At 66.2% G+C, this 23,852-nt stretch carries 24 protein-coding genes, 3 tRNA genes and 2 pseudogenes; 16 read left to right on the plus strand and 13 right to left on the minus strand.

The window, feature by feature from the left end; genetic code table 11:
* The first annotated feature begins 18 nt into the window (after nucleotides 1-18).
* From M529_RS43685 to M529_RS48650, 9 genes and pseudogenes are all read left to right on the plus strand, one after another.
* Complete coding sequence (locus M529_RS43685) at nucleotides 19-936, plus strand: YihY/virulence factor BrkB family protein (RefSeq protein WP_021319545.1); 918 nt, start codon at nucleotides 19-21, stop codon at nucleotides 934-936.
* Between the two features lie 62 nt (nucleotides 937-998).
* A tRNA-Trp gene (locus M529_RS43690) sits at nucleotides 999-1,074 on the plus strand.
* A gap of 159 nt (nucleotides 1,075-1,233) precedes the next feature.
* Nucleotides 1,234-1,440, plus strand: coding sequence for a preprotein translocase subunit SecE (gene secE, locus M529_RS43695; RefSeq protein ID WP_021319546.1), 207 nt, complete (start codon nucleotides 1,234-1,236; stop codon nucleotides 1,438-1,440).
* Nucleotides 1,441-1,479: 39 nt separating this feature from the next.
* The gene (gene nusG / locus M529_RS43700; RefSeq protein WP_021319547.1) at nucleotides 1,480-2,016 is read left to right on the plus strand and encodes a transcription termination/antitermination protein NusG; all 537 of its coding nucleotides are present in this window, start codon (nucleotides 1,480-1,482) and stop codon (nucleotides 2,014-2,016) included.
* A 198-nt stretch (nucleotides 2,017-2,214) separates the two neighbouring features.
* Nucleotides 2,215-2,535 carry an ArsR/SmtB family transcription factor gene (locus M529_RS43705; protein WP_021319548.1) on the plus strand — a complete coding sequence of 107 codons (321 nt, stop codon included), beginning with the start codon at nucleotides 2,215-2,217 and terminating at the stop codon, nucleotides 2,533-2,535.
* Complete coding sequence (locus tag M529_RS43710) at nucleotides 2,532-3,023, plus strand: SRPBCC family protein (protein ID WP_021319549.1); 492 nt, start codon at nucleotides 2,532-2,534, stop codon at nucleotides 3,021-3,023. The genes M529_RS43705 and M529_RS43710 overlap by 4 nt, the downstream gene beginning before the upstream one ends.
* A 168-nt stretch (nucleotides 3,024-3,191) precedes the next feature.
* Entirely contained in the window at nucleotides 3,192-3,623 is a 432-nt protein-coding gene (gene rplK, locus M529_RS43715; RefSeq protein WP_021319550.1) for a 50S ribosomal protein L11, read from the plus strand.
* A 4-nt stretch (nucleotides 3,624-3,627) separates the two neighbouring features.
* Nucleotides 3,628-4,326 carry a 50S ribosomal protein L1 gene (rplA, locus tag M529_RS43720; protein ID WP_021319551.1) on the plus strand — a complete coding sequence of 233 codons (699 nt, stop codon included), beginning with the start codon at nucleotides 3,628-3,630 and terminating at the stop codon, nucleotides 4,324-4,326.
* 306 nt (nucleotides 4,327-4,632) lie between these two features.
* Nucleotides 4,633-6,373 (plus strand): annotated as a pseudogene (locus M529_RS48650) (DEAD/DEAH box helicase).
* 64 nt (nucleotides 6,374-6,437) lie between these two features.
* Here M529_RS48650 and ybaL read toward each other — a convergent pair.
* The 3 genes from ybaL to M529_RS43745 form a co-directional block, all read right to left on the minus strand.
* The gene (gene ybaL, locus M529_RS43740; protein ID WP_021319553.1) at nucleotides 6,438-8,093 is read right to left on the minus strand and encodes a YbaL family putative K(+) efflux transporter; all 1,656 of its coding nucleotides are present in this window, start codon (nucleotides 8,091-8,093) and stop codon (nucleotides 6,438-6,440) included.
* Between the two features lie 163 nt (nucleotides 8,094-8,256).
* On the minus strand, nucleotides 8,257-8,379 hold the full coding sequence (locus M529_RS50630) for a hypothetical protein (protein ID WP_021319554.1): 123 nt from the start codon (nucleotides 8,377-8,379) through the stop codon (nucleotides 8,257-8,259).
* Between the two features lie 62 nt (nucleotides 8,380-8,441).
* Nucleotides 8,442-8,834 carry a hypothetical protein gene (locus M529_RS43745; protein ID WP_021319555.1) on the minus strand — a complete coding sequence of 131 codons (393 nt, stop codon included), beginning with the start codon at nucleotides 8,832-8,834 and terminating at the stop codon, nucleotides 8,442-8,444.
* Nucleotides 8,835-9,104: 270 nt separating this feature from the next.
* On the opposite strand from M529_RS43745, the gene rplU reads away from it, so the two are divergent.
* From rplU to M529_RS43760, 3 genes are all read left to right on the plus strand, one after another.
* The gene (gene rplU / locus M529_RS43750; RefSeq protein WP_021319556.1) at nucleotides 9,105-9,470 is read left to right on the plus strand and encodes a 50S ribosomal protein L21; all 366 of its coding nucleotides are present in this window, start codon (nucleotides 9,105-9,107) and stop codon (nucleotides 9,468-9,470) included.
* Between the two features lie 35 nt (nucleotides 9,471-9,505).
* Nucleotides 9,506-9,775: a 50S ribosomal protein L27 gene (rpmA, locus tag M529_RS43755; RefSeq protein ID WP_021319557.1), complete on the plus strand. Its 270-nt coding sequence runs from the start codon at nucleotides 9,506-9,508 to the stop codon at nucleotides 9,773-9,775.
* Nucleotides 9,776-10,066: 291 nt separating this feature from the next.
* Nucleotides 10,067-10,633, plus strand: a complete 567-nt coding sequence (locus M529_RS43760) for a GNAT family N-acetyltransferase (protein WP_021319558.1) — start codon at nucleotides 10,067-10,069, stop codon at nucleotides 10,631-10,633.
* A 52-nt stretch (nucleotides 10,634-10,685) separates the two neighbouring features.
* Here the strand turns inward: M529_RS43760 and M529_RS43765 are convergent, their stop codons facing one another.
* The 3 genes from M529_RS43765 to M529_RS43775 form a co-directional block, all read right to left on the minus strand.
* The gene (locus M529_RS43765) at nucleotides 10,686-12,296 is read right to left on the minus strand and encodes a phytoene desaturase family protein (RefSeq protein ID WP_031295472.1); all 1,611 of its coding nucleotides are present in this window, start codon (nucleotides 12,294-12,296) and stop codon (nucleotides 10,686-10,688) included.
* 22 nt (nucleotides 12,297-12,318) lie between these two features.
* Nucleotides 12,319-13,560, minus strand: a complete 1,242-nt coding sequence (locus tag M529_RS43770) for an aromatic ring-hydroxylating oxygenase subunit alpha (protein ID WP_021319560.1) — start codon at nucleotides 13,558-13,560, stop codon at nucleotides 12,319-12,321.
* 215 nt (nucleotides 13,561-13,775) lie between these two features.
* On the minus strand, nucleotides 13,776-14,744 hold the full coding sequence (locus M529_RS43775; protein WP_021319561.1) for a bile acid:sodium symporter family protein: 969 nt from the start codon (nucleotides 14,742-14,744) through the stop codon (nucleotides 13,776-13,778).
* 127 nt (nucleotides 14,745-14,871) lie between these two features.
* Between M529_RS43775 and M529_RS43780 the strand changes: the two genes are divergently transcribed.
* Nucleotides 14,872-15,630 (plus strand): enoyl-CoA hydratase-related protein, encoded by a 759-nt coding sequence (locus M529_RS43780; protein ID WP_021319562.1) that lies wholly within the window; start codon nucleotides 14,872-14,874, stop codon nucleotides 15,628-15,630.
* A 3-nt stretch (nucleotides 15,631-15,633) separates the two neighbouring features.
* On the opposite strand, the gene M529_RS43785 is transcribed toward M529_RS43780, so the two are convergent.
* From M529_RS43785 to M529_RS43795, 3 genes are all read right to left on the minus strand, one after another.
* The gene (locus M529_RS43785; RefSeq protein ID WP_021319563.1) at nucleotides 15,634-16,536 is read right to left on the minus strand and encodes a DMT family transporter; all 903 of its coding nucleotides are present in this window, start codon (nucleotides 16,534-16,536) and stop codon (nucleotides 15,634-15,636) included.
* A gap of 63 nt (nucleotides 16,537-16,599) precedes the next feature.
* On the minus strand, nucleotides 16,600-16,914 hold the full coding sequence (locus M529_RS43790; protein WP_021319564.1) for a hypothetical protein: 315 nt from the start codon (nucleotides 16,912-16,914) through the stop codon (nucleotides 16,600-16,602).
* Between the two features lie 69 nt (nucleotides 16,915-16,983).
* Complete coding sequence (locus M529_RS43795; protein ID WP_021319565.1) at nucleotides 16,984-17,496, minus strand: MarR family winged helix-turn-helix transcriptional regulator; 513 nt, start codon at nucleotides 17,494-17,496, stop codon at nucleotides 16,984-16,986.
* Between the two features lie 137 nt (nucleotides 17,497-17,633).
* Between M529_RS43795 and M529_RS43800 the strand changes: the two genes are divergently transcribed.
* A tRNA-Gln gene (locus M529_RS43800) sits at nucleotides 17,634-17,708 on the plus strand.
* A gap of 60 nt (nucleotides 17,709-17,768) precedes the next feature.
* On the opposite strand, the pseudogene M529_RS48655 reads toward M529_RS43800, so the two are convergent.
* From M529_RS48655 to cysD, 4 genes and pseudogenes are all read right to left on the minus strand, one after another.
* Nucleotides 17,769-18,711, minus strand: a pseudogene (locus M529_RS48655) (IS481 family transposase).
* Nucleotides 18,712-18,772: 61 nt separating this feature from the next.
* Nucleotides 18,773-19,525 carry a 3'(2'),5'-bisphosphate nucleotidase CysQ gene (locus M529_RS43810; RefSeq protein ID WP_021319568.1) on the minus strand — a complete coding sequence of 251 codons (753 nt, stop codon included), beginning with the start codon at nucleotides 19,523-19,525 and terminating at the stop codon, nucleotides 18,773-18,775.
* A complete protein-coding gene (gene cysN, locus M529_RS43815) occupies nucleotides 19,522-21,438 on the minus strand; it encodes a sulfate adenylyltransferase subunit CysN (protein WP_021319569.1) in 1,917 nt (638 codons plus the stop codon). The genes M529_RS43810 and cysN overlap by 4 nt, the downstream gene beginning before the upstream one ends.
* Nucleotides 21,438-22,349, minus strand: a complete 912-nt coding sequence (gene cysD, locus M529_RS43820; protein ID WP_031295474.1) for a sulfate adenylyltransferase subunit CysD — start codon at nucleotides 22,347-22,349, stop codon at nucleotides 21,438-21,440. Before cysD ends, cysN begins: the two co-directional genes overlap by 1 nt.
* A gap of 86 nt (nucleotides 22,350-22,435) precedes the next feature.
* On the opposite strand from cysD, the gene M529_RS43825 reads away from it, so the two are divergent.
* Together M529_RS43825 and M529_RS43830 are read left to right on the plus strand one after the other, a co-directional pair.
* The gene (locus M529_RS43825) at nucleotides 22,436-23,512 is read left to right on the plus strand and encodes a helix-turn-helix transcriptional regulator (protein ID WP_021319571.1); all 1,077 of its coding nucleotides are present in this window, start codon (nucleotides 22,436-22,438) and stop codon (nucleotides 23,510-23,512) included.
* A 45-nt stretch (nucleotides 23,513-23,557) separates the two neighbouring features.
* Nucleotides 23,558-23,634 (plus strand) — tRNA-Pro (locus tag M529_RS43830).
* Nucleotides 23,635-23,852: the final 218 nt, after the last annotated feature.

Raw genomic sequence — 23,852 nt, forward strand, 5'->3', positions numbered from 1 at the left:
GAACAGCAGGGGACTTAGATGACCGACCGCATCATGCAGCAGGTGCATGTCGACGCGCCGTGGAAGATCCCGCTGCGTGCCTGGTGGGAGATATTGAAGCGGGTCTATTCCGCCATGTCGGCCAATCATCTCGGCCTGCTGTCTGCTGGGGTCGCCTATTACGCCTTCCTCAGCATCGCGCCCCTGCTCGCAGCGGTGGTGCTGACCTACGGCCTGATCGGCGACCCGGCTTTGGTGCAGCGGCACATGGCGGCCATCATCACCGTCGTTCCCTCCGACGCGGCCTCGCTCATCAACGACCAGCTGCTGGGCGTCGTGTCGGCGGCCAAGGGGACGACCGGCCTCGGCCTCGTCGTGGCGCTGGGACTGGCCGTCTATGGCGCGACGCGCGCGGCCTCGGCGATCATGGAGGCGCTCAACATCGTCTATGCCTCGAAGGAGGCGAGGGGGATCGTCGCCTTCTACCGCGTGTCGATGGGGATCACCTTTTCCGCCGTGCTGGTCGTGGTGTCGGGCGTCGTCACCGCCACCGTCATCGGCCTGCTGCAGAAACTGCTGGCGGGGTGGGGGGCTGGCGTCCTGTTCGGGATCAAGGCGGCGACCTGGATCTGCGCCGGCCTGCTCGCCAGCACGATCTTCGGTCTCATCTACCGCTTCGGCCCGCACCGGCGCCGACCGCAATGGCAATGGCTGACCGTGGGGTCGGTGACGGCGACTTTGTTCTGGCTGGTGGCGACCCTCGCCGTGTCCTTCTACGTCTCGCGCTTCGGCAATTACAACGAAACCTACGGATCGCTGGGGGCCGTCGTGGTGCTCCAGCTCTGGCTCTACGTCTCGGCCTATGTCGTGCTGCTGGGCGCGCAGATCAACGCGGAGGCGGAGCGGCAGACCAGCGCCGAAACGGGCGTGGCGGAGGCTGTCCCGACGCGCGCATAATCGCTTGCCCTGCCTGCCCTCCCACGCTAAAGCGCCCTCCTTCGCCGGCACCGGCCAGGTGCAGGAGTGTAGCTCAGCTGGTAGAGCGTCGGTCTCCAAAACCGAATGCCGGGGGTTCGAGTCCCTCCACTCCTGCCACGCGAAACCTTGAATTTTCAGGGATTCGCGGGTAGATGCGCGGGCGAGGATGTGTCGCGAAGCAAGCGGCCGCACCCCGGGACGCCGACACGGCGGGGTCCGGAGGGCGGACTATTGCTTCGCGAATTGGCGTTTGTTCGAAGATTTTGAGGCAAGGCGATGGCGAAGGTTTCCCCCGGCGAATTCGTCAACCAGGTGCGGACCGAGGGGTCGAAGATCGTGTGGCCGACCGGCCGCGAAACGATCATGACCGCGGTGATGGTCGTCATCATGACCTCGCTGCTGGGCATCTTCTTCTTCGGCATCGACACCTTCTTCGGCGCGATCGTCCAGTGGCTGCTGGGCTTCGCGGCTGGTCAGGCGTGACGGACGTCGCACGAATTTTTGGGAGTTTGAGACGGTAAGATGGCGCGCTGGTACATCATCCACGCCTATTCGGGCTTCGAGAACAAGGTGAAGGAATCGATCCTCTCCGAAGCCGAACGCATGGGCCTCTCCCAGCTGGTCGAGCAGGTGGAAGTGCCCACCGAGACCGTGACCGAGGTGAAGCGCGGCAAGAAGGTGCAGGTCGAACGCAAGTTCATGCCCGGCTACGTCCTCGCCAAGCTGGCGATGAACGACGACATCTACCACCTCGTCAAGAACACCGCGAAGGTGACCGGCTTCCTCGGCCCCAACGGCAAGCCGCAGGCGATCAGCGAGAGCGAGGCCGCCCGCTATTTCGGCGCCCGCAAGGAAGCCGAGGCCGCGCCCAAGCACAAGGTCAATGTCGACTACGAGATCGGCGACAGCGTCAAGGTTCTGGACGGCCCCTTCGCCAGCTTCAACGGCGTGGTCGAGGAACTGGATTTCGAAAAGAACCGGGTCAAGGTGTCGGTGTCGATCTTCGGCCGCGCCACGCCGGTCGAGCTGGACTTCGAGCAGGTCGAACTGTCCAAATAATCCCCGCCCGCAAGGGGTCGGAAAAAGGGTCGCCAGCCTCCGGGCCGGCGGCCCTTTTCGTTTGCGCGTCGTTCCGCTCCCAGGCATGAACCAATAGTTAGGCATTGACCTAACTATTGGTTCATGCGAGCTACGCCGTCATCCAGAAAGTCGATCGTGAGTCGCATGCCCAACCCTTCCGCCTCCCAGCCTTCCGCCATGGACAGCGTCTTCCGCGCGCTGGCCGATCCGACCCGGCGCGCCGTGCTCGAACGGCTGGGCGCGCGGCCCGCCTCGGTCAGCGAACTGGCCGCGCATCACCGCATGGCGCTTCCCTCCTTCCTGGATCATCTCAAGACGCTGGAGGGGGCGGGGCTGGTCCGCTCGCGCAAGGTCGGCCGTGTCCGGACCTACGAACTCAGTCCCGACCGCCTGCGCGTCGCGGAAGACTGGCTCAGCCGGCAGCGCTCGGTGTGGGAAGGCCGGCTCGACCGGCTGGACGCCTATCTGTTGTCGATGAAGAAGGAGAAGCCTGAATGACCTATCCGTCGCCCCTCGGCCCGATCGACCAGGCCCTCGACCTCGTGCTCGAGCGCGAGATTTCGGTGCCCGTCGAACTGGTCTGGCACGCCTGGACCACGCCGGAAAGCCTGAAGCACTGGTTCTGCCCCGCCCCGTGGAGCGTCTCCGCCTGCGAGATCGACGTGCGCCCCGGCGGCATCTTCAGCACCACGATGCGCTCTCCCGAGGGAGAGGAATTTCCCAATGTCGGCTGCTATCTGGACGTCGTCCCCAACGAGCGGCTGGTGTTCACCGACGCGCTGCTCCCCGGATTCCGCCCGGCGCTCAAGCCCTTCTTCACCGCCGCGCTGATCCTGCAGCCCACCGCCACCGGCACGCGCTACACCGCCTACGCCATCCACGCCGACGAGCAGGGGCGCAAGACGCATGAGGATATGGGTTTCCACGACGGCTGGGGCACGGTCGTCGACCAGATGGTGGCGCATATCCAGGCGACCATGAACTGAGGACGGGGGCAGGGCGCATAAACGCCCTTTCCTTTCGGGCGTGCGCCCGTTATAGGGCGCCGCTTCCCCGACCAGGGAATCTTGCGGGAGGACGTCTTCGGGCGTCCGTCAGGACCGCTGAACTTGAACCGGGCGGTCTTCGGACCGCCTTCTACAGAGTGAGTAAAGATGGCCAAGAAGATTACGGGCTATATCAAGCTCCAGGTGCCCGCTGGAGACGCCAAGCCCGCCCCGCCGATCGGTCCTGCACTGGGTCAGCGCGGCGTCAACATCATGGAATTCTGCAAGGCGTTCAACGCCCAGACGGCCAGCGTGGAAAAGGGCACCCCGCTGCCCACCATCATCACCGTCTATGCGGACCGTTCGTTCAGCTTCACCACGAAGCAGCCGCCGGCAACCTATCTGATCAAGAAGGCGATGAACCTCAAGTCGGGCTCGAAGGAGCCGGGCAAGGTCATCGCTGGCAAGATCAAGCGCTCGCAGCTGGTCGAGATCGCCCAGGCGAAGATGGTCGACCTCAACGCCAACGACATCGACGCTGCGGCGAAGATCATCGAAGGCTCCGCCCGCGCGATGGGCCTCGAAGTGGTGGAGGGCTGAGACCATGGCAAAGCTGACGAAGAAGGCGAAGGCCCTGGCCGCTGCGGTCGACCGCGAGAAGCTGCACGGCGTTGACGAGGCGCTGGGCCTGATCAAGACCCACGCGACCGCCAAGTTCGACGAGAGCGTCGAGATCGCGATCAACCTGGGCGTCGATCCGCGCCACGCCGACCAGATGGTCCGCGGCGTCGTGACCCTGCCTGCCGGCACCGGCAAGACCGTGCGCGTCGCCGTGTTCGCCCGCAATGACAAGGCTCAGCAGGCGCTCGACGCCGGTGCCGATGTCGTGGGCGCCGAAGACCTGCTGGAAAGCATCCAGGCCGGCAACATCGACTTCCAGCGCGTCATCGCGACGCCGGACATGATGGGCCTGGTCGGCCGCCTCGGCAAGGTGCTGGGTCCCAAGGGCCTGATGCCGAACCCGAAGCTGGGCACCGTGACCCCGAATGTCGCCGAAGCCGTGAAGGCCGCCAAGGGTGGCCAGATCGAGTTCCGCGTCGAAAAGGCGGGCATCATCCACGCCGGCCTCGGCAAGGCGAGCTTCGCGCAGGAAGACCTGCGCAAGAATTTCGACGCCTTCGTCGATGCGATCGTCAAGGCGAAGCCGGCCGGTGCAAAGGGCAAATATGTCCGCAAGATCGCCCTGTCGTCCTCGATGGGCCCGGGCGTGAAGGTCGACGTGGCGGAAGTCGCCACGGCCTGATCGCTGGCGGATACCAGATAAAGGGGCCGCCTTCCTCCTTGCGGGGGAAGGCGGCCTTCTTATTTTCAAATTTCATCCTCCCCCGAAAGGGGAGGTGGCAGGGCATAGCCCTGACGGAGGGGTGTCACCCTCGATAGGGGGACACCCCTCCACCGCTGCCTCAGGCATCGGTCCCCTTCCCCTTGCAGGGGAGGATTTTGGAACCGAAGGACTGACCTTCCTTCGGGCTTCCGCTTCGGAAGCATGAACGGTCGCATTGTATCCGTCGGGAATGGCGGGTCGCTTTTACCGATGGAAAACAAGAACATGTCTTTCGAACACCTCCCGTCCATCCTCGCCCGCGCGCTCGTCGCCAAGGGCTATGAAACCCTCACCCCCGTCCAGGCGGAGGTCACCCAGGGGGAGGCCGCCGGCCGCGACCTCATCGTCTCGGCGCAGACCGGATCGGGCAAGACCGTTGCCTTCGGCCTCGCCATGGCGGGCGAGCTGCTGGGCGACAATGGCCAGCTGCCCTATGCCGCCGCCCCGCTGGCGCTCGTCATCGCGCCGACGCGCGAGCTGGCGCTGCAGGTCAGCCGGGAACTGGAATGGCTCTATGGCGACGCGCGCGCCCGGATCGCGACCTGCGTCGGCGGCATGGACGCCAGCCGGGAACGGCGGGCGCTGAACGGCGGCGCGCATATCGTCGTCGGCACGCCGGGCCGCCTGCGCGATCATCTGGAGCGCGGCGCGCTCGATCTCTCCGCGCTGCGCACGGCCGTTCTCGACGAAGCCGACGAGATGCTCGACATGGGCTTCCGCGAGGATCTGGAGCAGATCCTCGACGCGACGCCGGAGAACCGGCGCACCCTGCTCTTTTCCGCCACCATGCCCAAGCCGATCGTCGCGCTGGCGAAGCGCTACCAGCGTGACGCGCTGCGCATCTCCACCGTCGGGGAGGAGCGGGGCCATGGCGACATCAGCTATCAGGCGATGACCGTCGCCCCCGCGGATATCGAAAATGCCGTGGTCAACCTGCTGCGCTTCCACGAGGCGGAAACGGCGATCCTGTTCTGCGCGACGCGCGACAATGTCCGCCACCTCCACGCCAGCCTCACCGAGCGGGGCTTCGCCGCCGTGGCGCTGTCGGGCGAGCATAGCCAGAACGAGCGCAACCACGCGCTCCAGGCGCTGCGCGACAAGCGGGCGCGGGTCTGCGTCGCGACCGACGTCGCCGCGCGCGGCATCGACCTGCCCTCGCTCACCCTGGTCGTGCATGTCGAGCTGCCCCGCGATGCGGAGACGATGCAGCATCGTTCCGGTCGCACCGGTCGCGCAGGCAAGAAGGGCACGGCGGTGCTGATCGTTCCCTATCCCCGTCGCCGCCGTGTCGAATCGATGCTCCGCGGCGCCAAGATCCCGGTCGAATGGGTTTCGGCTCCCAGCCGCGAGGCAATCCTGGAGCAGGACAATGCCCGCCTGCGCGCCAGCCTCATGGAAAAGGCGGAACTCGACGAAGCAGACTGGGCGCTCGGCGCCGAACTGCTGGCGGAGAAAAGCGCCAAGGAAATCGCCGCCATGCTGGTGAAGAGCGCCCGTGCGTCCCTTCCCGCGCCCGAGGAGTTGCTGGACGCGAGCGAGGCTCCGCCGCGCCGCGACGGGCCGCGCCCGGGCTTCGAGGACACCGTCTGGTTCCGCATGGACCTGGGACGTCGCCAGAATGCCGATCCGCGCTGGATCCTGCCGCTGGTCTGCCGCCGCGGCCATGTGACGCGGGGCGACATCGGCGCGATCCGCATCGCCGCCAACGAAACCCTGTTCGAGATACCCGCAGCCCTCGCCAAGCGCTTCGCCGACGCGGTCGCCCGCACCGGCCAGGCGCAGGATGACGGCGCCCAGATCGCGATCGAGGCGATCGAGGGCACTCCGCGCGAGGAAGCGCGCGAGCACCGCCGCGGCACGGGACCGCCCCAATGGCGACCAGGCGCCCCGCGGCCACCGCCCCCACGCCGCACGTCCCTTCAAGGGCGGCCCCAAACGCCCCGGCCCCCGCAAGCCGCGCGGCTGAGCCGGACAGACGTTCACCCATCCCCTCCCGCAAGCGGGAGGGGGAACAAGTCCTACCGCCCATTTCACGTCCTCGCCAACTCGCTCTGCCCCACCCCGCACAGCGTCAGCATCCGCCCCGCCAGTTCGCGTTCCCCCATCACCACATGGGGTACGCCCAGCCCTTCGAGATGCGCGACCTCCGCATCCGAATGGGCGCGGGCGATGACGATCAGGTCGGGGTTCAGGTGCCGCGCATGTTCGTGGATGGCGCCGCCCTCGAACCCCTCGGGCACGGCGATCAGCAGGTGGCGCGCCTCGCATATCCCCGCCGCGAGCAGGTGGCGGTCCTCCAGCGCGTTGCCGCGCACCACGGTCAGGCCGGCTTCCTCGGCCTCCGCGGCGCGGTCGGGATCGCCTTCGATCACGACGAAATGCACCTTCTTCTCCGCCAGGCGCGCCGCGATCAGCTTGCCGACGCGGCCATAGCCAACCTGGATCACATGACCGATGGGCGGCTTCTCCGGCGCCTTTTCGGGGGCGACCTCTGCCTCCCCCGCCTTCTGGTCGCGCACGATCAGCGAGAAGAGCAGCGGATTGAGGAAGATCGAGACGATCGCCCCGGCCAGGATCAGGTCGCGGGCATCCGCCGGCAGCACGCCCAGCCCCGTGCCCAGCGTCGCCAGGATGAAGGAGAACTCGCCGATCTGCGCCAGGCTGCCCGAAATGGTGAGCGCCGTGTCGGTCGGATGGCCGAAGGCGCGCACGATGGCGAAGGCGGCGATCGACTTGCCCAGCACGATGATCAGCACGGTCGCCAGCAGCGGCAGCGGCTGCTCCACCACCACCGCCGGGTTGAACAGCATGCCCACCGACACGAAGAACAGCACGGCGAACGCATCGCGCAGCGGCAGCGTCTCCTCGGTCGCCCGGCGGCTGAGCGGCGTCTCGCCCAGGATCATGCCGGCGAAGAAGGCGCCCAGCGCGAAGGACACGTCGAAGGCCACGGCCGCGCCGAAGGCGACGCCCAGCGCGATCGCCAGCACGGCGAGGCGGAACAGCTCGCGCGATCCGCTGTGGACGACCCAGTGGAGCGCCCAGGGGATCACCCGGCGTCCGACCACCAGCATCAGCGCGACGAAGCCCGCGACCTTCAGCAGCGTACCCAGCAGCGGCGCGATGAGGTCGCTCGCCCCGGCGCTGGCATTGGCGCCGTTCAGGACGCCGGCAAGGGCGGGGAGCAGCACAAGCGCCAGCACCATGACCAGGTCCTCGACGATCAGCCAGCCCACCGCGATGCGGCCGCGCCGCGTCTCGACCAGGTCGGCGCCCTGCAGCGCTCGGAGCAGGACGACGGTGCTGGCGACCGACAGCGCCAGGCCGAAGACGAGCCCGCCCATGAACGGCCATCCCATGACATGGGCCAGGCCCATGCCCATCAGGGTGGCAACCGCGATCTGGCCGATCGCGCCGGGCACGGCGATGGTCCTGACCTCCAGCAGGTCGCGCAGCGAGAAGTGCAGGCCGACGCCGAACATCAGCAGGATGACGCCGATCTCCGCCAGTTCGTTGGCCAGGCTCGCATCGGCGACGAAGCCCGGGGTGAAGGGACCGACGACGATGCCGGCCAGCAGATAGCCGACCAGCGGCGACAGCTTGAGGCGATGGGCGGCAGCGCCCAGGATGAAGGCGACGACAAGGCCCGCGACGATCGTGCCGATCAGGGGCGTGTGATGGGGCATAGGCTGTAAATCCTGTCCGCCGGGGAAAGGATGATCCGTTCCCCGGCGGTTATAGAGCATTTCCGAAGCGGACGGACTCGTCCGCTGGCTCGGGAAATGCGGAAAAATAAAGGAAACTGGGGCACGATTCGATCCAGTATGATCGGATCGTACTCCAGCATGATTATTCGACGGCGGTCAGGATGGCGGCCGACAGCAATGCTGCGGCGGCTCCCAGGGCCGACATGACGGCAGGCATGAACCACCAGGGGGGACGGCGACGGGGCCGCTCCGGTTCGCTGGACATGGGCGCTCTCCTTTCTGCGCGCTGGATCGGGGCAGGCGCAGCGCGGCGCCTGCCGGGGTCCGTCAGCGCAGGGGCGGCGCCCGCGCGCGCCGGATGCGGCGCGGCGCGGAGGGCAGGGGAGCGGAACGCCTGGGAAGGGCGGGGGAGCGCGGAAGCAATCGCCAGGCCAGCAGGACGGCCATCGTGGCGGCCAGGACCATGGCGGGCAGGGAGGATGGCGTCGGGGGCAGCCCGTCGGGCAGCGCGGGGGCCTGCGCCAGCGGCTTGGCGGGCGAGCGCGCCTTGAGCACGACGCTGGTGGTCGCGGGGTTGAAGGCGGAGCCGGTCAGCTTGCTGGCGGGCGCTCCCAGCGGCAGCACGGCGCAGAGCAGCGCGACCAGGATCGCCACCCACAGGGTCGCGACGAAGGGCAGCCGCCCTGTCGTTCGCTGGTCCCGGTGCCTCGATGGCGGCATGTGTCGCGTGCTCCTTCCCGGCGGAAGATAGGCATCGGCGGCGCGCAGCGCCAGTCCGCTTTCAGTCGCCATCCCTCGCGGGAAGGCTCAGCGACACTGTGAACTTCGCTCCGGCCAGCAAAGACTGCGGACGACTTTCGCTTGAAGCGCCCCATAGCGGTTGACAGAATCGCCACCTTCCACTACCGGGCCACTTTCCCGCGCGGGTCTGATAGGGCGACAATCCTCGACGATCTGCGTAAAGCAGATTTGGACGAGAAGAGAAAAGCCATGTTCGCAGTCGTGCGCACGGGCGGCAAGCAGTATCGCGTCGCCGCCGGAGACAAGATCGTCGTCGAGAAGCTGGCCGGTGAGGCCGGCGACAAGGTGACCCTGGACGATGTCCTGCTCGCCGGTGAAGGCAGCGATCTCAAGGATACCAAGGGCCTGACCGTGGCCGCCGAAATCGTCGCGCAGGCGAAGGGCGAGAAGGTCATCGTCTTTAAGAAGCGCCGCCGGCACAATTACCGTCGCCGCAACGGCCACCGCCAGAACCACACGATCCTGAAGATCGTGGCGATCGGCGCGGAAGAGAAGAAGGCCAAGAAGGCCGCCGCCAAGACCGAAGACGCGGCTCCGGCCGCTGCCGAAGCCTGATCGCTTCCGGCCCGACAGATTCGAGGAGTTAGACAATGGCACATAAGAAAGCTGGCGGTTCGTCGCGCAACGGTCGCGATTCCGAATCGAAGCGCCTTGGCGTCAAGAAGTTCGGTGGTCAGGACGTGATCGGCGGCAACATCATCATTCGCCAGCGCGGCACCCGCGTCTATCCCGGCCGCAATGTCGGCATGGGCAAGGACCACACGCTGTTCGCGCTCAGCGAAGGCAAGGTCGTGTTCCACGACGGCAAGCTCGGCCGCAAATATGTGTCGGTCGACGCCGTGGCCGAAGCGGCCGAATAACGGACGATCGATGACGGATCGTCCTTCGCAGGGGCGATCCTCCCGGCATCACAATGCCGGTGGTTCGAGGGAAACAAGGGGCGCCCCACCCGGGAGCGCCCCTTTTTCCGTTGCATCGACCGGCCGTCTGGCCGGTCCTCACAGCTGAACCGGCTCTCCCCTCATTTTCCCTCAACCCTCTGGAACCTCGGTCCTTTTCGCGCGTCGTGCGGGCGGGGCCCAGCCGGAGGACCATCGTCGCCAAGCCGTAACTTTTTGCGGTCATTGGCGTGCAGAAAAGAGGAGAGACCCATGTTCGCTCGTACCCCCCGCCTGCTGCTCCGGCCCGGCTGGATGGAGGACGCCCCCGCTCTCGCCGCCGCGATCGGCGACGAAGCCGTGCTGCGGAACCTGTCGCGCGCGCCCGCGCCCTATTCGCTGGCCGATGCCGAAGCCTTTCTGGCGCTGCCGCAGGAACCGCGCCTGCCCCGCCTGCTGGCCTTCACCCGTACCCAGGGCGCGCCGCGCCTCGTCGGCGGCTGCGGCCTGCACCGCGACGAGGAGGGCCGGGCCGAACTCGGCTATTGGATTGCCCGTCCCTATTGGGGCCTGGGCTTCGCCACGGAGGCGGCCCGCGCCGTGCTCAGCATGGGAAGGGCCAGCGGTGTCACCGACATCCGCGCCGGACACTTCGCGGACAATCCCGCCTCGGGCAATGTCCTGCGCAAGCTGGGCTTCCGCTTCACCGGACGGACGGAACGGCGCTTCAGCCTTGGCCGAAATGCAGAGGTAGATTGCCTGCTGTTCGAGGAAGGCGAGCCGCAGCGCAACCTGAACGATCCCGCCATGGATCTTTACGAGGATGCGATGGCTGCCTGACTCCTTGCCGCGTTCCCTCCCCTGACCGGGGGAGGGAACGCCGGGGCAGCTTCTATCCTCTTCCCCGCCACCGTCCGAACAGCGTCCGGTCCTTCAGCACCTCCCGCGCGGCATTATGTCCCGGCGCGCCGGTCACGCCGCCACCCGGATGCGTGCCCGCGCCGCACATGTAGAGGCCCTTCACCGGCCCGCGATAGGCGCCGTGGCCCAGCACCGGCCGCGCCGACCACATCTGGTCCAGCGTCAGGTTACCGTGCATGATGTCGCCGCCGACCAGCCCGAACTTGCGCTCCAGGTCGAGCGGCGAATGGATCTGCAGCGCGATCACGCTCTTCGCAAAGCCCGGCGCATAGGCGTCCACCGTCGCGACGATATGGTCCGCCGCCGCCTCGCGCTCCTCGTCCCAACTGCGTCCGTCCGGCAGCTCCGGCGCGAATTGCTGGCAGAACAGGCTGGCGACATGGGCGCCTTCGGGCGCCAGGCTGTCGTCGATGGTGGACGGTATCAGCATCTCGACGATCGGCTGCTTCGACCATCCGTACCGCTTCGCGTCCAGGAACGCCCGGTCCATATAGTCCAGCGTTGGCGCGATGATGATGCCCGACTGGTGATGCTCCCCGGTGCCCGGTAGGCAGGCGAAGTCGGGCAGGGCGGACAGCGCCACGTTCATGCGGAACGTGCCCGACCCCGCCTTGAACGCGCGGATGCGCTTCAGGAAATCGGCGGGCAGGTCGGCGGGCGTCATCATCCGCTCATAGAGCAGCTTCGGGCCGACATTGGCGATGACGGCGGCGCCCATCACCTCCTCGCCGCTCTCCAGCCGGACGCCCACCGCGCGCGCCCCGTCCACCAGCACGCTCGCCACGGGCGCTTCCAGGCTGATCTCCACGCCCATGGCGGTCACGACCTTCGCCATGATCTGCGTGATCGCCCCCATGCCGCCGACGCTGTGGCCCCAGGCGCCTTTCTTCCCGTTCACCTCGCCGAACACATGGTGCAGCAGCACATAGGCGCTGCCCGGCGTGTCCGGGCTGGCATAGTTGCCGACCACCGCGTCGAAGCCGAACGCCGCCTTCACCGCGTCGCTCTCGAACCAGCTGTCGAGGAAGGTCCGCGCCGACTTGGCAAACAGGTCCAGCACGTCGCGCTGCTGTTCGATCGGAAGCGCGGCGATCCGCCGGCCCTGCCGCACCGCGTCGGTGATGGTGGCAAGGCCGTCGCCGACATTGGGGGGCGCCTTCAGCACCAGGTCGCGCAGTACGTCAGCGACGACTTCCAGCGCGTCGTAATAGGCGGGAAGGGCGGCCGCGTCCCTGGCGCTGAACTTCGCGAACTCGGCCTGCGTCCGCTCCAGCCCGCCGCCCAGCTTCAGATACCCGCCATCGGGCTGCGGCAGGAAATTGCTGACCGGCCGCTCGATCACGCGATAGCCGTGATCGGCGAGCTTCATGTCGCGGATGACCTTGGGATTGAGCAGGCTGACCGTGTAGCTCGCGGTCGAGTTGCGGAAGCCGGGATGGAACTCCTCGGTCACCGCTGCGCCGCCCACCACCGCGCGCCGCTCCAGGATGCGCACCCTGTATCCCGCCCGCGCGAGGTAGAAGGCGCAGACAAGCCCGTTATGCCCCCCGCCGATGATGACGGCGTCGTAGGATGTGGTCATCTCTTGTCCTTCCCCCTGTTCGTCATCCCCGCGCAGGCGGGGATCCATCTCTCAGCCCCGCGTCCTGGGACAAGGCCGGCGATGGATTCCCGCCTTCGCGGGAATGACCGACATTATCGGGACGGAACGACCATCCCATCCCCGGCGCCCGATGCAGCCGCGCCTCCGGAATGACCTTCCGCATCCGTCCGCAGAAATGCCGCAACGCCACTTCCTGCTCGCTCAGCGGCCCCACCATGAAGCTGTCCGATGCCATCCCCGCCTGCACCCGCGCGACGAGCGCCGTGTCCTCCGCATTGACCTGCCGGTTGATCCGCCAGTTGAGGTAGCGCGCCGCCTTCATCTCCCGCCGCTCGTCAGGAATCGCATAGCTGATCTCCCGGATCAGTGTCTGCGTCGGCGACACCGGCAGCCACTGCATGAAGTCCACCTGGTCGGGATAGATGTCGAAGGCGATGTTGGGCCAAAGCTTGAAATAGGTCCAAAGCCGCTGCCGCTCGGGCGGCAGGTGCGGCACCTCGGGCAGGAAATGCTGATAGGCCCGCTCGGACGGATGCGCGGACGGACGGTCGAGGATCGGCCCCCACATCCGGTCCAAATGGGCCGACGCCTCCACGCCATAGCCGTCGCCCATCAGCCGCTTGAGGCCCGGATGCGCGACGGCGATGTGCAGCCCGTCCGAATAATTGTCGCCGATATTCTTCCAGTTCACCTCGCGCGGCCGCAATGTCACCCGGCCGAGCGCGCGCAATTCAGGGAAGCGGTAGGGGGCGATCTCCTGCCGATAGGGCGCCATCATCTCGTCGACCGAAGGCCCGCCGTCGTCCTCCAGCCGGACGAACAGGAATCCCAGGAAATCCTCCACCTCCACCGGCGTCAGGCCATGCGCGTCCCAGTCGACATCGCCATAGCTCGCCTTCATCGGTACCCCGGTCAGCCGCCCGTCGCTGCCGTAGGTCCAGGCATGATAGGGACAGACCAGCCTGCGGGCGCAGCCGCTAGGCCCGTCGAGGATGCGCGCGCCACGATGGCGGCAGACATTGGTGAAGGCCCGCACCGCGCCATCGTCACCGCGGATGACGATCACGCTCTCGCCGATGGCATCCAGGAGATGATAATCGCCCGCGGCCGGGATGTCGCTGGCATGGCAGACGATCTGCCAGCTCGGGCGGAAGATGCGGCGCAGTTCGACGGCAAAGAACTCGGGATCGCTGTAGGTCCAGGCCGGCAGGCTCCAGCCCGCATCGCCGTCTGTCTCGTCCACGCCTCGCTCCCGCCGTAATATTATACGACCGTATAATAAGGTTTCGGAAGGCGCAACAACTGGCCGCCTCGCTCTACGCCTTTAGCGGGTCCGCTCCGGTATTTCGCCCCCAGTCCTTCAGGATAGCCCCGCGCTTCGGCACCGCTTCCCAGGGGGAGGACGAACCAGCCCCTGGTAACCGCACCCACCCCATAGTCCGGGCGCCCATCGCCCCCTCACTCGCCACTGGATCGTTCCGCATAGTGCCGCGCCAGCAGCGCGCAGGCGATCAGCTGGATCTGGTGGAACAGCATGACCGGCAGGATGATCGGACCAACGGCGCTGGCCGGGAACAGCACGCCCGCGATCGGCACGCCCGATGCCAGGCTCTTCTTCGAGCCGCAGAACTGCAGCACGATGGCGTCCTCGCGCGACAGCCCGATCAGCCGGCCCAACCCCCAGGTGAAGATCAGCACCAGCGCCAGCAGCAGGGCGCACAACAGCGCCAGGATCGCCAGTTCCTCTTCCGATACCTTCTGCCAAAGCCCCTCCACCACCGCCGCGCTGAAGGCGGAATAGACCACCAGCAGGATGGAGGTGCGGTCGACCCGCGACAGCAGCGTCTTGTGCCGCTCCACAAAGCCGCCAATCCATGGGCGCAGCAGGTGGCCGGCAATGAAGGGCAGCAGCAGCTGCCCGACGATCCCCTCGGCCGACGACAGGGATATCATGCCGCCGCTGCCGCCGCGCTGCATCAACATCGCCACCAGCAGCGGCGTCAGCAGGATGCCAAGCAGGTTGGAAAAGGACGCGCTGACAACCGCTGCCGCGACATTCCCTCGGGCGATCGCGGTGAAGGCGATGGAGGACTGCACGGTCGATGGCAGCAGGGTCAGGAACAGCAGCCCCGCCCGCATGTCTTCGGGAATGACGGGCAGCATCTGTGCCCCCAGGCCCAGCAGCGGGAAGACCAGGAAGGTCGTGCCCAGCGTGGCCAGATGCAGCTTCCACGCCTTGGCACCGCCCCAGATCGCCTCCCGCGACAGCTTTGCGCCATGCAGGAAGAACAGCAGCACGATCCCGGCATCCGCCGCCGCCTCCGCGACTCGGGCACCCTCGCCACGCGCGGGAAGGAACGACGCCAGCAGCACCATGCCGATGAGCAATATCAGAAACGGATCGAGGATCAGGCGAAGACGGGTCATTTCCAGCGCCGTAGCGGAATTTGCCCCTCGATCAAACCGGACAGTGAAGCGGCACCGGAAAGGGTTGATCCTTGATGATCGGCGGCATAGCGCAGAGCAAAGGCGTGACGACGGAGGGTGCACAGGCATGAGCGAAGGCGTGATCCTTATTGAGGGCGAAGGCGTGGTCGAGATCCATATCGACCGGCCCGAAAAGAAGAATGCGCTGACCGCCGCGATGTACCGGACCATGACGGCTGCGCTGGCCGATGCCGCCGCCCGCCCGGACATCGCCGTGGTCCTCTTTGCGGGTAAGGGTGATGCGTTCTGCGCCGGCAACGACCTTCAGGATTTCCTGTCCGGCCCGGCGGGCGGGGAAGCCGCTTTCGCCTTCATCCGTGCCATCGCCACCTTCGAAAAGCCGCTCGTAGCGGCGGTTCAGGGCCTTGCAGTGGGCGTCGGCACGACCATGCTGTTCCACTGCGACCTCGTCTATGCCACGCCGGATGCACGGTTCGTCATGCCCTTCGTCAATCTCGGGCTGGTGCCTGAAGCCGGTTCCAGCCTGCTCGCGCCCGGCATTCTCGGACCGGCGAAGGCGGCGGCCATGCTGCTGCTGGGCGAGCCGCTGGATGCCGTAGGCGCCGAGAGGGCGGGCCTGCTGACCGGCATCGTTTCCGCCGACGGTCTGCTGGATCATGCCCGCGCCAAGGCGGCGGCCCTGATGACCAAGCCGCCGGCGGCGCTCGCGGAGACTCGCCGCCTGATGCGCGGTGATCGGTCGCTGATCGAAGCGCGGATCGCGGAGGAAGCGGAGGCGTTCATGCGCGCCATGCAATCGGCCGAGGCGCGGGAAGCCTTCACCGCCTTCTTCGAAAAGCGCCCGCCGGTGTTCCGCCGCAGCTGAAGGTCAGCGCGGTGACTTCCGCTCGAACCGCAGCTCGCTGACGATCACCGCCGCCACGACGAGCAGGCCGCCGAGCAGCGCGGCGGGGGGCAGGCGTTCCCCCGCGATCCGCCCGATGATCCCCGCCCAGACCGGTTCCCCGGCATAGATCAGCGTTGCCCGTGTCGGCGAAACCGTCTGCTGCGCCCAGTTCATGACGAACTGGATCAGCGCGGTCATGACGCCCAGTCCGCCGGCTGCAAGCACCGCGGTCCAGGAAAAGGGCGGTGCCGCCTCCCCGGCGGGGGCCATCGCCGCGAAGGCAAGCAGCGAAGTGACGCCGAGCTGCACCAGTGTCACCCGCGCGACATTGACCGTCCCCGCCCACAGGCTGATGAAGATAATCTCCAGCGCGATCGCGACTGTGCTGATCAGGGTCAGCGTCTCACCGGTGCCCAGCGCCAGCCCTTCTTCCGGCGCCGCGATCAGCACCAGGCCGATGAAGGCCAGCGCCACGCCGATCCAGCTCGCCAGCCGGGGCCGCCGCCGCAGGATCAGCCATTGCAGCACCGGCATCAGCGGCACATAGGCGGCGGTGATGAAAGCGGAAGTGCTGCTGGGAATGGTGCGCAGCCCCCAGCTCTGCAGCGAATAGCCCGCAAAGATGCCCAGCCCGATCGTCCCGCCGGCGATCAGTTCGCGCGCCGTCAGGCCGCGCAGCACCGGCCAGGCGAGCGGCAGCGCCAATATGGTCGCCGTGCCGAAGCGCAGCCCGACAAAAAAGAGCGGCCCGCTATGCCGCATCGCCTCGTGCACGATGAGGAAGGTGCCGCCCCAGAGCAGGGTGACGCCGATCAGCGCCAACTCGGCAGGGCCGATCGTCAGGCTCGGTGCGGCTGGGATTGAGGAGGCGTCGCCGGAAGACATAAGAGCGACGTCTGTAGGACGGGAAAACCGGCCGTCAAGGACGACGGCCGGTCACCGCATCAATCAATCATTCTTCAGATCGCGCCCGGCATTCTGCAGCGTGTCGCCCACGTCACGCTTGGCCTCGTCAGCTTCGCGGCTCGCGTCCCGGCTCGCATTGTCCGCTGCGGCGCCGATCCGGTCGGTGCCCTCGTCGATCGCGCGACCCGCATCGTCGAGGCCGTTGTCGATCTTCTCGCCCGCGCGGTCGATTGCGCCCCCGACATCGTTGCCGACGTCGGATCCTGCGTTCTCGATGCTGTCCTGGGCTTTCTCCGAGCAGGCGGAAAGCCCAGCAGCAGACAGGATCGCCGCAGCGGCCAGGAAGGATTTATGCATGGGTTGGTCCTCACTCCGGTCAAAGATGTCGCTAAAGCGCTGGGAGGACGAGAAAGTTGCGTCGGCGGCTCAGCCTCCGCGCAGGCCGAAGACCATCGCGCGCTCGGTTTCGGGGATCAGCCCCTCCAGCACGCGCCAGAATCCGGTGACGGAACCTTGGCCCGCCTGGGCATAGGCGACGGCCATCCGTTCCCGGAGCGCGCGAAACAGATCGGCTTCCAGCGCCTTGCCTGACGCGCTCAGCCGCAGCAGCTTCTGACGCCGGTCGCTCGGGCCCTGCCGCGCTTCGATAAGCCCGCGATCCGTCAGTTCGGTGAGCACGCGACCCAGCGACTGCTTGGTGATGCCCAGCAGCCGCAGCAGATCCTTGACCGGCAGGTCGGGCTGGCGCGAGATGAAGTAGATCGCCCGGTGGTGCGCGCGGCCCAGCCCTTGTTCGGCAAGCCCTTCGTCGATCGAGCGCGTCAGCGCGGCATAGCCGAAATAGAGCAACTCGATGCCCTGGCGGATCTCGTCCTCGCGCAGGAAGAGCGGAGAGGCGGGCATGATCGGCGAAGCGGGGTAGGAAGGGGATGCGGACATGACCGGTCTTGTCGGAGTTGGGCTGGCGCCATATTCTGGGCTGGCACCATATTGACGTGCGTTGTGGCGAATGACTAGGCTTTCCTTTCGCGCATCAGCCGCTATAGGACGGCGCCGCGGCCACGACAGCCGCGTGTTGGGGCGTAGCCAAGCGGTAAGGCAGCGGTTTTTGGTACCGCCATGCGCAGGTTCGAATCCTGCCGCCCCAGCCAGACACCTCTCCCAGGGGGGCCTAGAGCGCTCAACGGCTAATGGCTAACCTTCGCATGAGGTTAGGTGTTTATTCCTGGCATGTGAAGGCTGGGTTTGACGATAAAGACGTCCGGCTTTGATTTCCAAAGTTCCTCGATGGCTTCGTACGGTGTTTTGAACTTGAGTGCTTTGAGTTGCTTGGCGAATTTAGGCGGTCAGCCAGTCGCGGACCTGTCGTCGCAATTCATTGATAGAAGCATAGTGGAAGATTTGACGGCCGCTTCCTTGGTGGTTCGCACCATGCGTTCGGCCTGACCGTTGGTCCAGGGATGGTACGGCTTGGTGAGCCGGTGCTTGCTACCGTTTTCCTGGCAGACGCGCCCAAAGAGGTGCGGGAAGATCAGGCCCATACTACGCTCGAACTGAGCGAACTGCACGCCATTGTCGGTGAGGATGGTGTGGAATTTGTAAGGCACCGTCTTGATCAGCGCCTTCAGGAAGCCTGCGGCGACCAGCTTCGTCGCTCTACGATAGATACGTGCAAAGACCAGCTTGGACGTGCGGTCTACGGCGACATAGAGGTTGGCCTTGCCGCCCTCGTGGCGCAGTTCGGCGATATCGAGGTGGAAGTAGCCGATCTCGTAGTTCTTGAACTTCTTCGGTTTCTCGCGGTCGGCCTTGGGCAGTTGGCTGATCCCATGCCGTTGTAGGCAGCGGTGCAGCGAGGAGCGGGTCAGATGCGGTCACGTCCTTGAGCGCGATGTAGACATCGTCGAGTGGCAGCCGGGCCTGCACCCGCAGCGCCACGATCGCGGTTTCCTCCATCGGCGAGAGCACGGTGCTGCGCCGCTCCTTCGGTCCCATCGGCATGTCCTGGACCGATTGCCGATGGCGCCACTTCAGGACCGTTTTCTCGTTGATCCCGTACTTCCTGGCGAGGCTCGCGACCCAAGCTTGCGATCGCTGTAGCTCGCCTCAAATGGTGTGCGTGGTCTTGGCGCTGCCGTGGAGGACCTGGTCCATAATTCCCTCCGCTGTGATGATGACAGTTTTACTCCACCACATGCTGGGACTAAACACCTAGTTAGATGCGCGCGGCGGCGACCAGGTCCAGCACCTGCCGCGCATGTTCCTTCCGGCAGATCAGCAGGTCGGGCATATAGACGTCTGCCTGATTGTAGATCAGCGGCGATCCGTCGATCCGCGAACAGTGCAGGCCATGGGCGCGGGCGACCGCGACCGGTGCCATGCTGTCCCATTCATATTGGCCACCCGAATGCAGGTAGATGTCCGCCTGACCCAGGATGATGGCCATCGCCTTCGCGCCCGCCGAGCCCATCGGCACCAGTTCCGCGCCCAGTTGCTCCGCGACATCGACCGCTTCCCTTGCCGGCCGGGTCCGGGAAACGACCATGCGCAGCGTCGCGGGCGCCGGGGGAACGGCGCGCGGCTGGTCGGTCCGCAGCACCACGCCGCCGTCCAGGCCGGGCAGGGCGACCGCGCCGATCTCCGGCTCGCCGTCGACGGCCATGCCGACATGCACCGCCCAGTCCGCGCGCGCCTCGCCATATTCGCGCGTCCCGTCGACCGGATCGACGATCCATACGCGGGTCTTGTTCAGCCGTTCGGCGCTGTCCTTCTCCTCTTCCGACAGCAGCCCATCGTCGGGGCGCTGCTCGCGAAGGGCGTGGCACAGGAACTGGTTGGCGGTCTGGTCCCCGGCCTTGCCTAGCGACTTGCCACCGAACATGCCGCTCGCCCGCACCTCCAGCAGGATGCGCCCTGCCGTTTCGGCAAGGTGCGCAGCCAGGTCCGCGTCGGTTATCGCGCCGCTCACGGAACGATCCTCGCCACGATCAGCTCCGCCGCTTCCTCGGGCGTCATGGCAGTGGTGTCGATCTGGATTTCGGGATCCTCGGGCGCCTCATAGGGGCTGTCGATTCCCGTAAAGTTCTTGAGCTGGCCCGACCGCGCCTTCTTGTACAGGCCCTTCACGTCGCGCGCCTCGGCCTCGGCGAGCGGCGTGTCGATGTGGATCTCGATGAACTCGCCCGGCTGCATCATCTGGCGCACCATCTCGCGCTCGGCGCGGAAGGGAGAGATGAAGGCGGTGATCACGATCAGGCCGGCGTCGGTCATCAATCTGGCCACCTCGCCGACGCGGCGGATATTCTCCACCCGGTCGGCATCGGTGAAGCCCAGGTCCTTGTTCAGCCCGTGCCGCACATTGTCTCCATCCAGCAGGAAGGTGTGGCGGTTCATGCGCGCCAGCTTCTTCTCCACCAGGTTTGCGATGGTCGACTTGCCCGCGCCGGAAAGGCCCGTGAACCACAGCACGGCCGGCTTCTGGTTCTTCAGGCCCGCATGGAATTCGCGGGTCACGTCGGTCGCCTGCCAGTGGACGTTCTGCGCGCGGCGGAGCGAGAAATGCAGCATGCCGGCTGCCACCGTGGCATTGGTGAGCTTGTCGATCAGGATGAAGCCGCCCAGCGTCCGGTTGTCCGCATAGGGCTCGAACACGATCTGCCGGTCGGTCGCCAGGTTGGCGACGCCGATGGCGTTCAGCTCCAGCGTCTTGGCCGCCAGATGCTCCATCGTGTTGACGTTGACCTGATATTTGGGCTGCTGGATGGTGGCGGTGACGGTCTGCGTGCCGATCTTGAGCCAATAGGGCCGGCCAGGAAGCATCTCCTCGTCCGCCATCCAGACGATCGTCGCCTCGAACTGGTCGGCTGCCTGGGGCGGGTTGTCCGCCGCCGCGATCACGTCGCCGCGCGAGCAGTCGACTTCGTCTGCGAAGCAGAGCGTGACCGACTGGCCGGCGATCGCCTGCTGCAGGTCGCCGTCCAGCGTGACGATGCGCGTGACGGTGCTGGTCTTGCCCGACGGCAGGACGCGAACCGCATCGCCCACCTTGATGGTACCGGTGGCGACCTGGCCAGAAAAACCGCGGAAATCGAGGTTGGGTCGGTTGACCCACTGCACCGCCATGCGGAACGGCTTGTCCTGGTCGGAGATCTGGTCGACCTCCACCGTCTCCAGATGTGCCATCAACGCCGGGCCGGCGTACCATGGCGTGTTGGCCGACAGGCCGGTGATGTTGTCGCCCTTGAATCCGGAGATCGGGATCGCGGTGAAATCCCGGATGCCGATGGAGGTGGCGAACTCGGTATAGTCCTTGACGATGCCCTCGAACACCGCCTGATCATAGCCCACCAGATCCATCTTGTTGACGGCCAGGACGATGTTCCTGATGCCGATCAGGTGGGCGAGATAGCTGTGACGCCGCGTCTGGGTCAGCACGCCCTTGCGCGCGTCGATCAGGATGACGGCCAGGTCGGCGGTCGAGGCGCCCGTGACCATGTTGCGCGTATATTGCTCGTGGCCTGGCGTGTCGGCGACGATGAACTTGCGCTTCTCGGTCGAAAAGAAGCGATAGGCGACATCGATGGTGATGCCCTGCTCCCGCTCGGCGGCGAGGCCGTCGACCAGAAGCGCGAAGTCGATCTCCTGCCCCTGCGTGCCGACGCGCTTGCTGTCCGCCTCCAGCGCCGCCAGCTGATCCTCGAAGATCATCTTCGAATCGTAGAGCAACCGGCCGATCAGCGTCGACTTGCCATCGTCCACCGATCCGCAGGTGATGAAGCGCAGCATCGTCTTGTGCTGGTGCACCTCCAGATAGCGGTCGATATCCTCCGCGATCAGGGCGTCCGTCCGGTAGACCGGTTCTTCGGCGACAATGTCGGACATCAGAAGTAACCCTCCTGCTTCTTCTTCTCCATGCCGGCGCCGCCGGCATCCTTGTCGATCGCGCGCCCCTGCCGTTCGGAGGTGGTGGTGAGCAGCGTTTCCTGGATGACTTCGGACAGGGTCGTCGCCGCGCTTTCGACCGCGCCGGTCAGCGGGTAGCAGCCGAGCGTGCGGAAGCGGATCGAGCGCATGACCGGCTCTTCGCCAGCCTTCAGCGGGAACCGCTCATCATCGACCATCAGCAGCATGCCGTCGCGCTCTACCGTGGGGCGCTCTGCCGCGAAATAGAGCGGCACGATGGGCACGTCATTCAGCTGGATATATTGCCAGATGTCGAGCTCGGTCCAGTTGCTGATCGGAAAGACGCGGATGCTCTCCCCCTTGTTCTTCTTGGCGTTGTAGAGATTCCACAGTTCCGGCCGCTGGTTCTTGGGGTCCCAACCGTGCGATGCGGTGCGGAAGGAAAAGATGCGTTCCTTGGCCCGGCTCTTCTCCTCATCGCGCCGCGCACCGCCGAAGGCCGCGTCGAAGCCATGGATGTTGAGCGCCTGCTTCAGTCCTTCGGTCTTCCACATGTCGGTGTGAAGCGGGCCGTGATCGAACGGGTTGATCCCGCGTTCCCGCGCCTCGGGGTTCTGATAGACGAGCAGTTCCATCCCGCTCTCGCGCGCCATGCGGTCGCGCAGCTCGTACATCGCCTTGAATTTCCACGTTGTATCGACGTGCAACAGCGGGAAGGGCGGCGGCGAGGGGTAGAAGGCCTTGCGCGCCAGATGCAGCATGACGGCGGAATCCTTGCCGACCGAATAGAGCATCACCGGCTTCTCGGCCTCCGCGACCACTTCCCGCAGAATGTGGATGCTTTCGGCCTCGAGCCGTTCGAGATGCGTCAGTGTCTTTCGATCAAGCATGTTCCCGCCCATCTTTGTCCAAGTCCGATCCTGCACGGCGGATTCCGGATTTTGACCTCCCATATGGGAGGGTGTAGGGAAATTTCATGCGTCCTTTATCCGCCACCGATTCCGACCTTCTCGTCGCGCTGCATGAAGGAGCGTTCGAGCAGCCGCTGTGGCAGAGCTTCCTCGCGAAGTTGATGGCGTTGACCGGTGCCTGCGACGCCATATTGATCTTCCGACCTGTGGATCAGGGCGAAATCGTCGAATTGCGAGCCGTGGCTGGACCGGAGCATCATCTGCAGCAGCTGTTGCCGGGGGGGCGTCGCACGATGCGCGAGGGCCGGGTCTATGCTCTGCAGGAACTGTTGGACTGGGACGATCCGTCGCAGCGCTCCTATTATGAGAATGTGCTTGTTCCTGGGAGAATGGGGGAAGGCCGCGCCGTACGCATCGAGGAGCCGAGCGGCATTAGTGCCTGGCTGAGCGTCGTGGGCGATCGGGGATTCGGAGCCGCCGACGGCGCCTTGCTCGGGCGGCTGGTTCCCCACATCCGAGCCGCGCTCCGCAATTTCATCGCGCTCGAGCGGGAACGGTACCGCTCGTCGCTGACATCCGACGCATTTGGCCGCCTCAATTTCGGCTGGATGACACTCGACGCCGCCAGTCGCATCGTAGACATGACGCCCAACATCGAACCGCTGTTCCAGCGCACGGGGCTGTTGCGGCGGGGGCGCTACGATCGGCTGATGCCTTCGTCTCCCGGCGTCGATCGGGAACTGAGCGCCATCGTCCGCGGCTTCGCGCAGGATGGGGACCAGCGGCCGCGCGCGATCAATCTCAGCCGTGATCCGTGGATGGACATGCTTGTCACTCCGGCACAGCACACCTCGATCGCGGCCGGATCGGCGCCGGTGGCGGTCGTTTATCTCAGCGGCGACCGCTGGTCCCGGTCAGACCGCTGCGACCAGCTCGTCGATCTGTTCGGTCTGCTTCCCAGCGAGGCGCGCCTCGCCTGGGCTCTCGCCCAGGGCGTGTCGATCGGCCAGGCGGCAGCTTCGCTGGGCCTGACGATCGAGACAGCGCGCAACTACTCCAAGAAAATCTACGCCAAGACTGGGGCGAGCGGGCAGGCCGCACTGGTCCGGATCGTCCTCACCAGCGTGCTGGCGATAGCCTGATCCATTGCGCGACCCGCCATTGGCCGCTAAGGCGCGGGGAATCGTCGGGGAGTAGCGCAGCCCGGTAGCGCGCCTGCTTTGGGAGCAGGATGTCGCAGGTTCGAATCCTGTCTCCCCGACCATTTTTTCAGATGCTGAGTTCTACGCCCTTTGGGGCGGTTTATGCGCCGGCTCGGTCGGCCAGCCTCCGCGACATTCGCCGCCCCCACATGTTCTGTGGCATCAGCGACGGCGTGCACGGATTCAACCTCGCGGCCCGGCGTGTGGGCAGGGTGCAGGCCCGCTTCGCCCGCGTCGGCGACGTCGATGTCGACCCGGGCGCCATCCGGGCACGACTCTT

The sequence above is a fragment of the Sphingobium ummariense RL-3 genome, from assembly GCF_000447205.1.
GTDB lineage: Bacteria > Pseudomonadota > Alphaproteobacteria > Sphingomonadales > Sphingomonadaceae > Sphingobium > Sphingobium ummariense.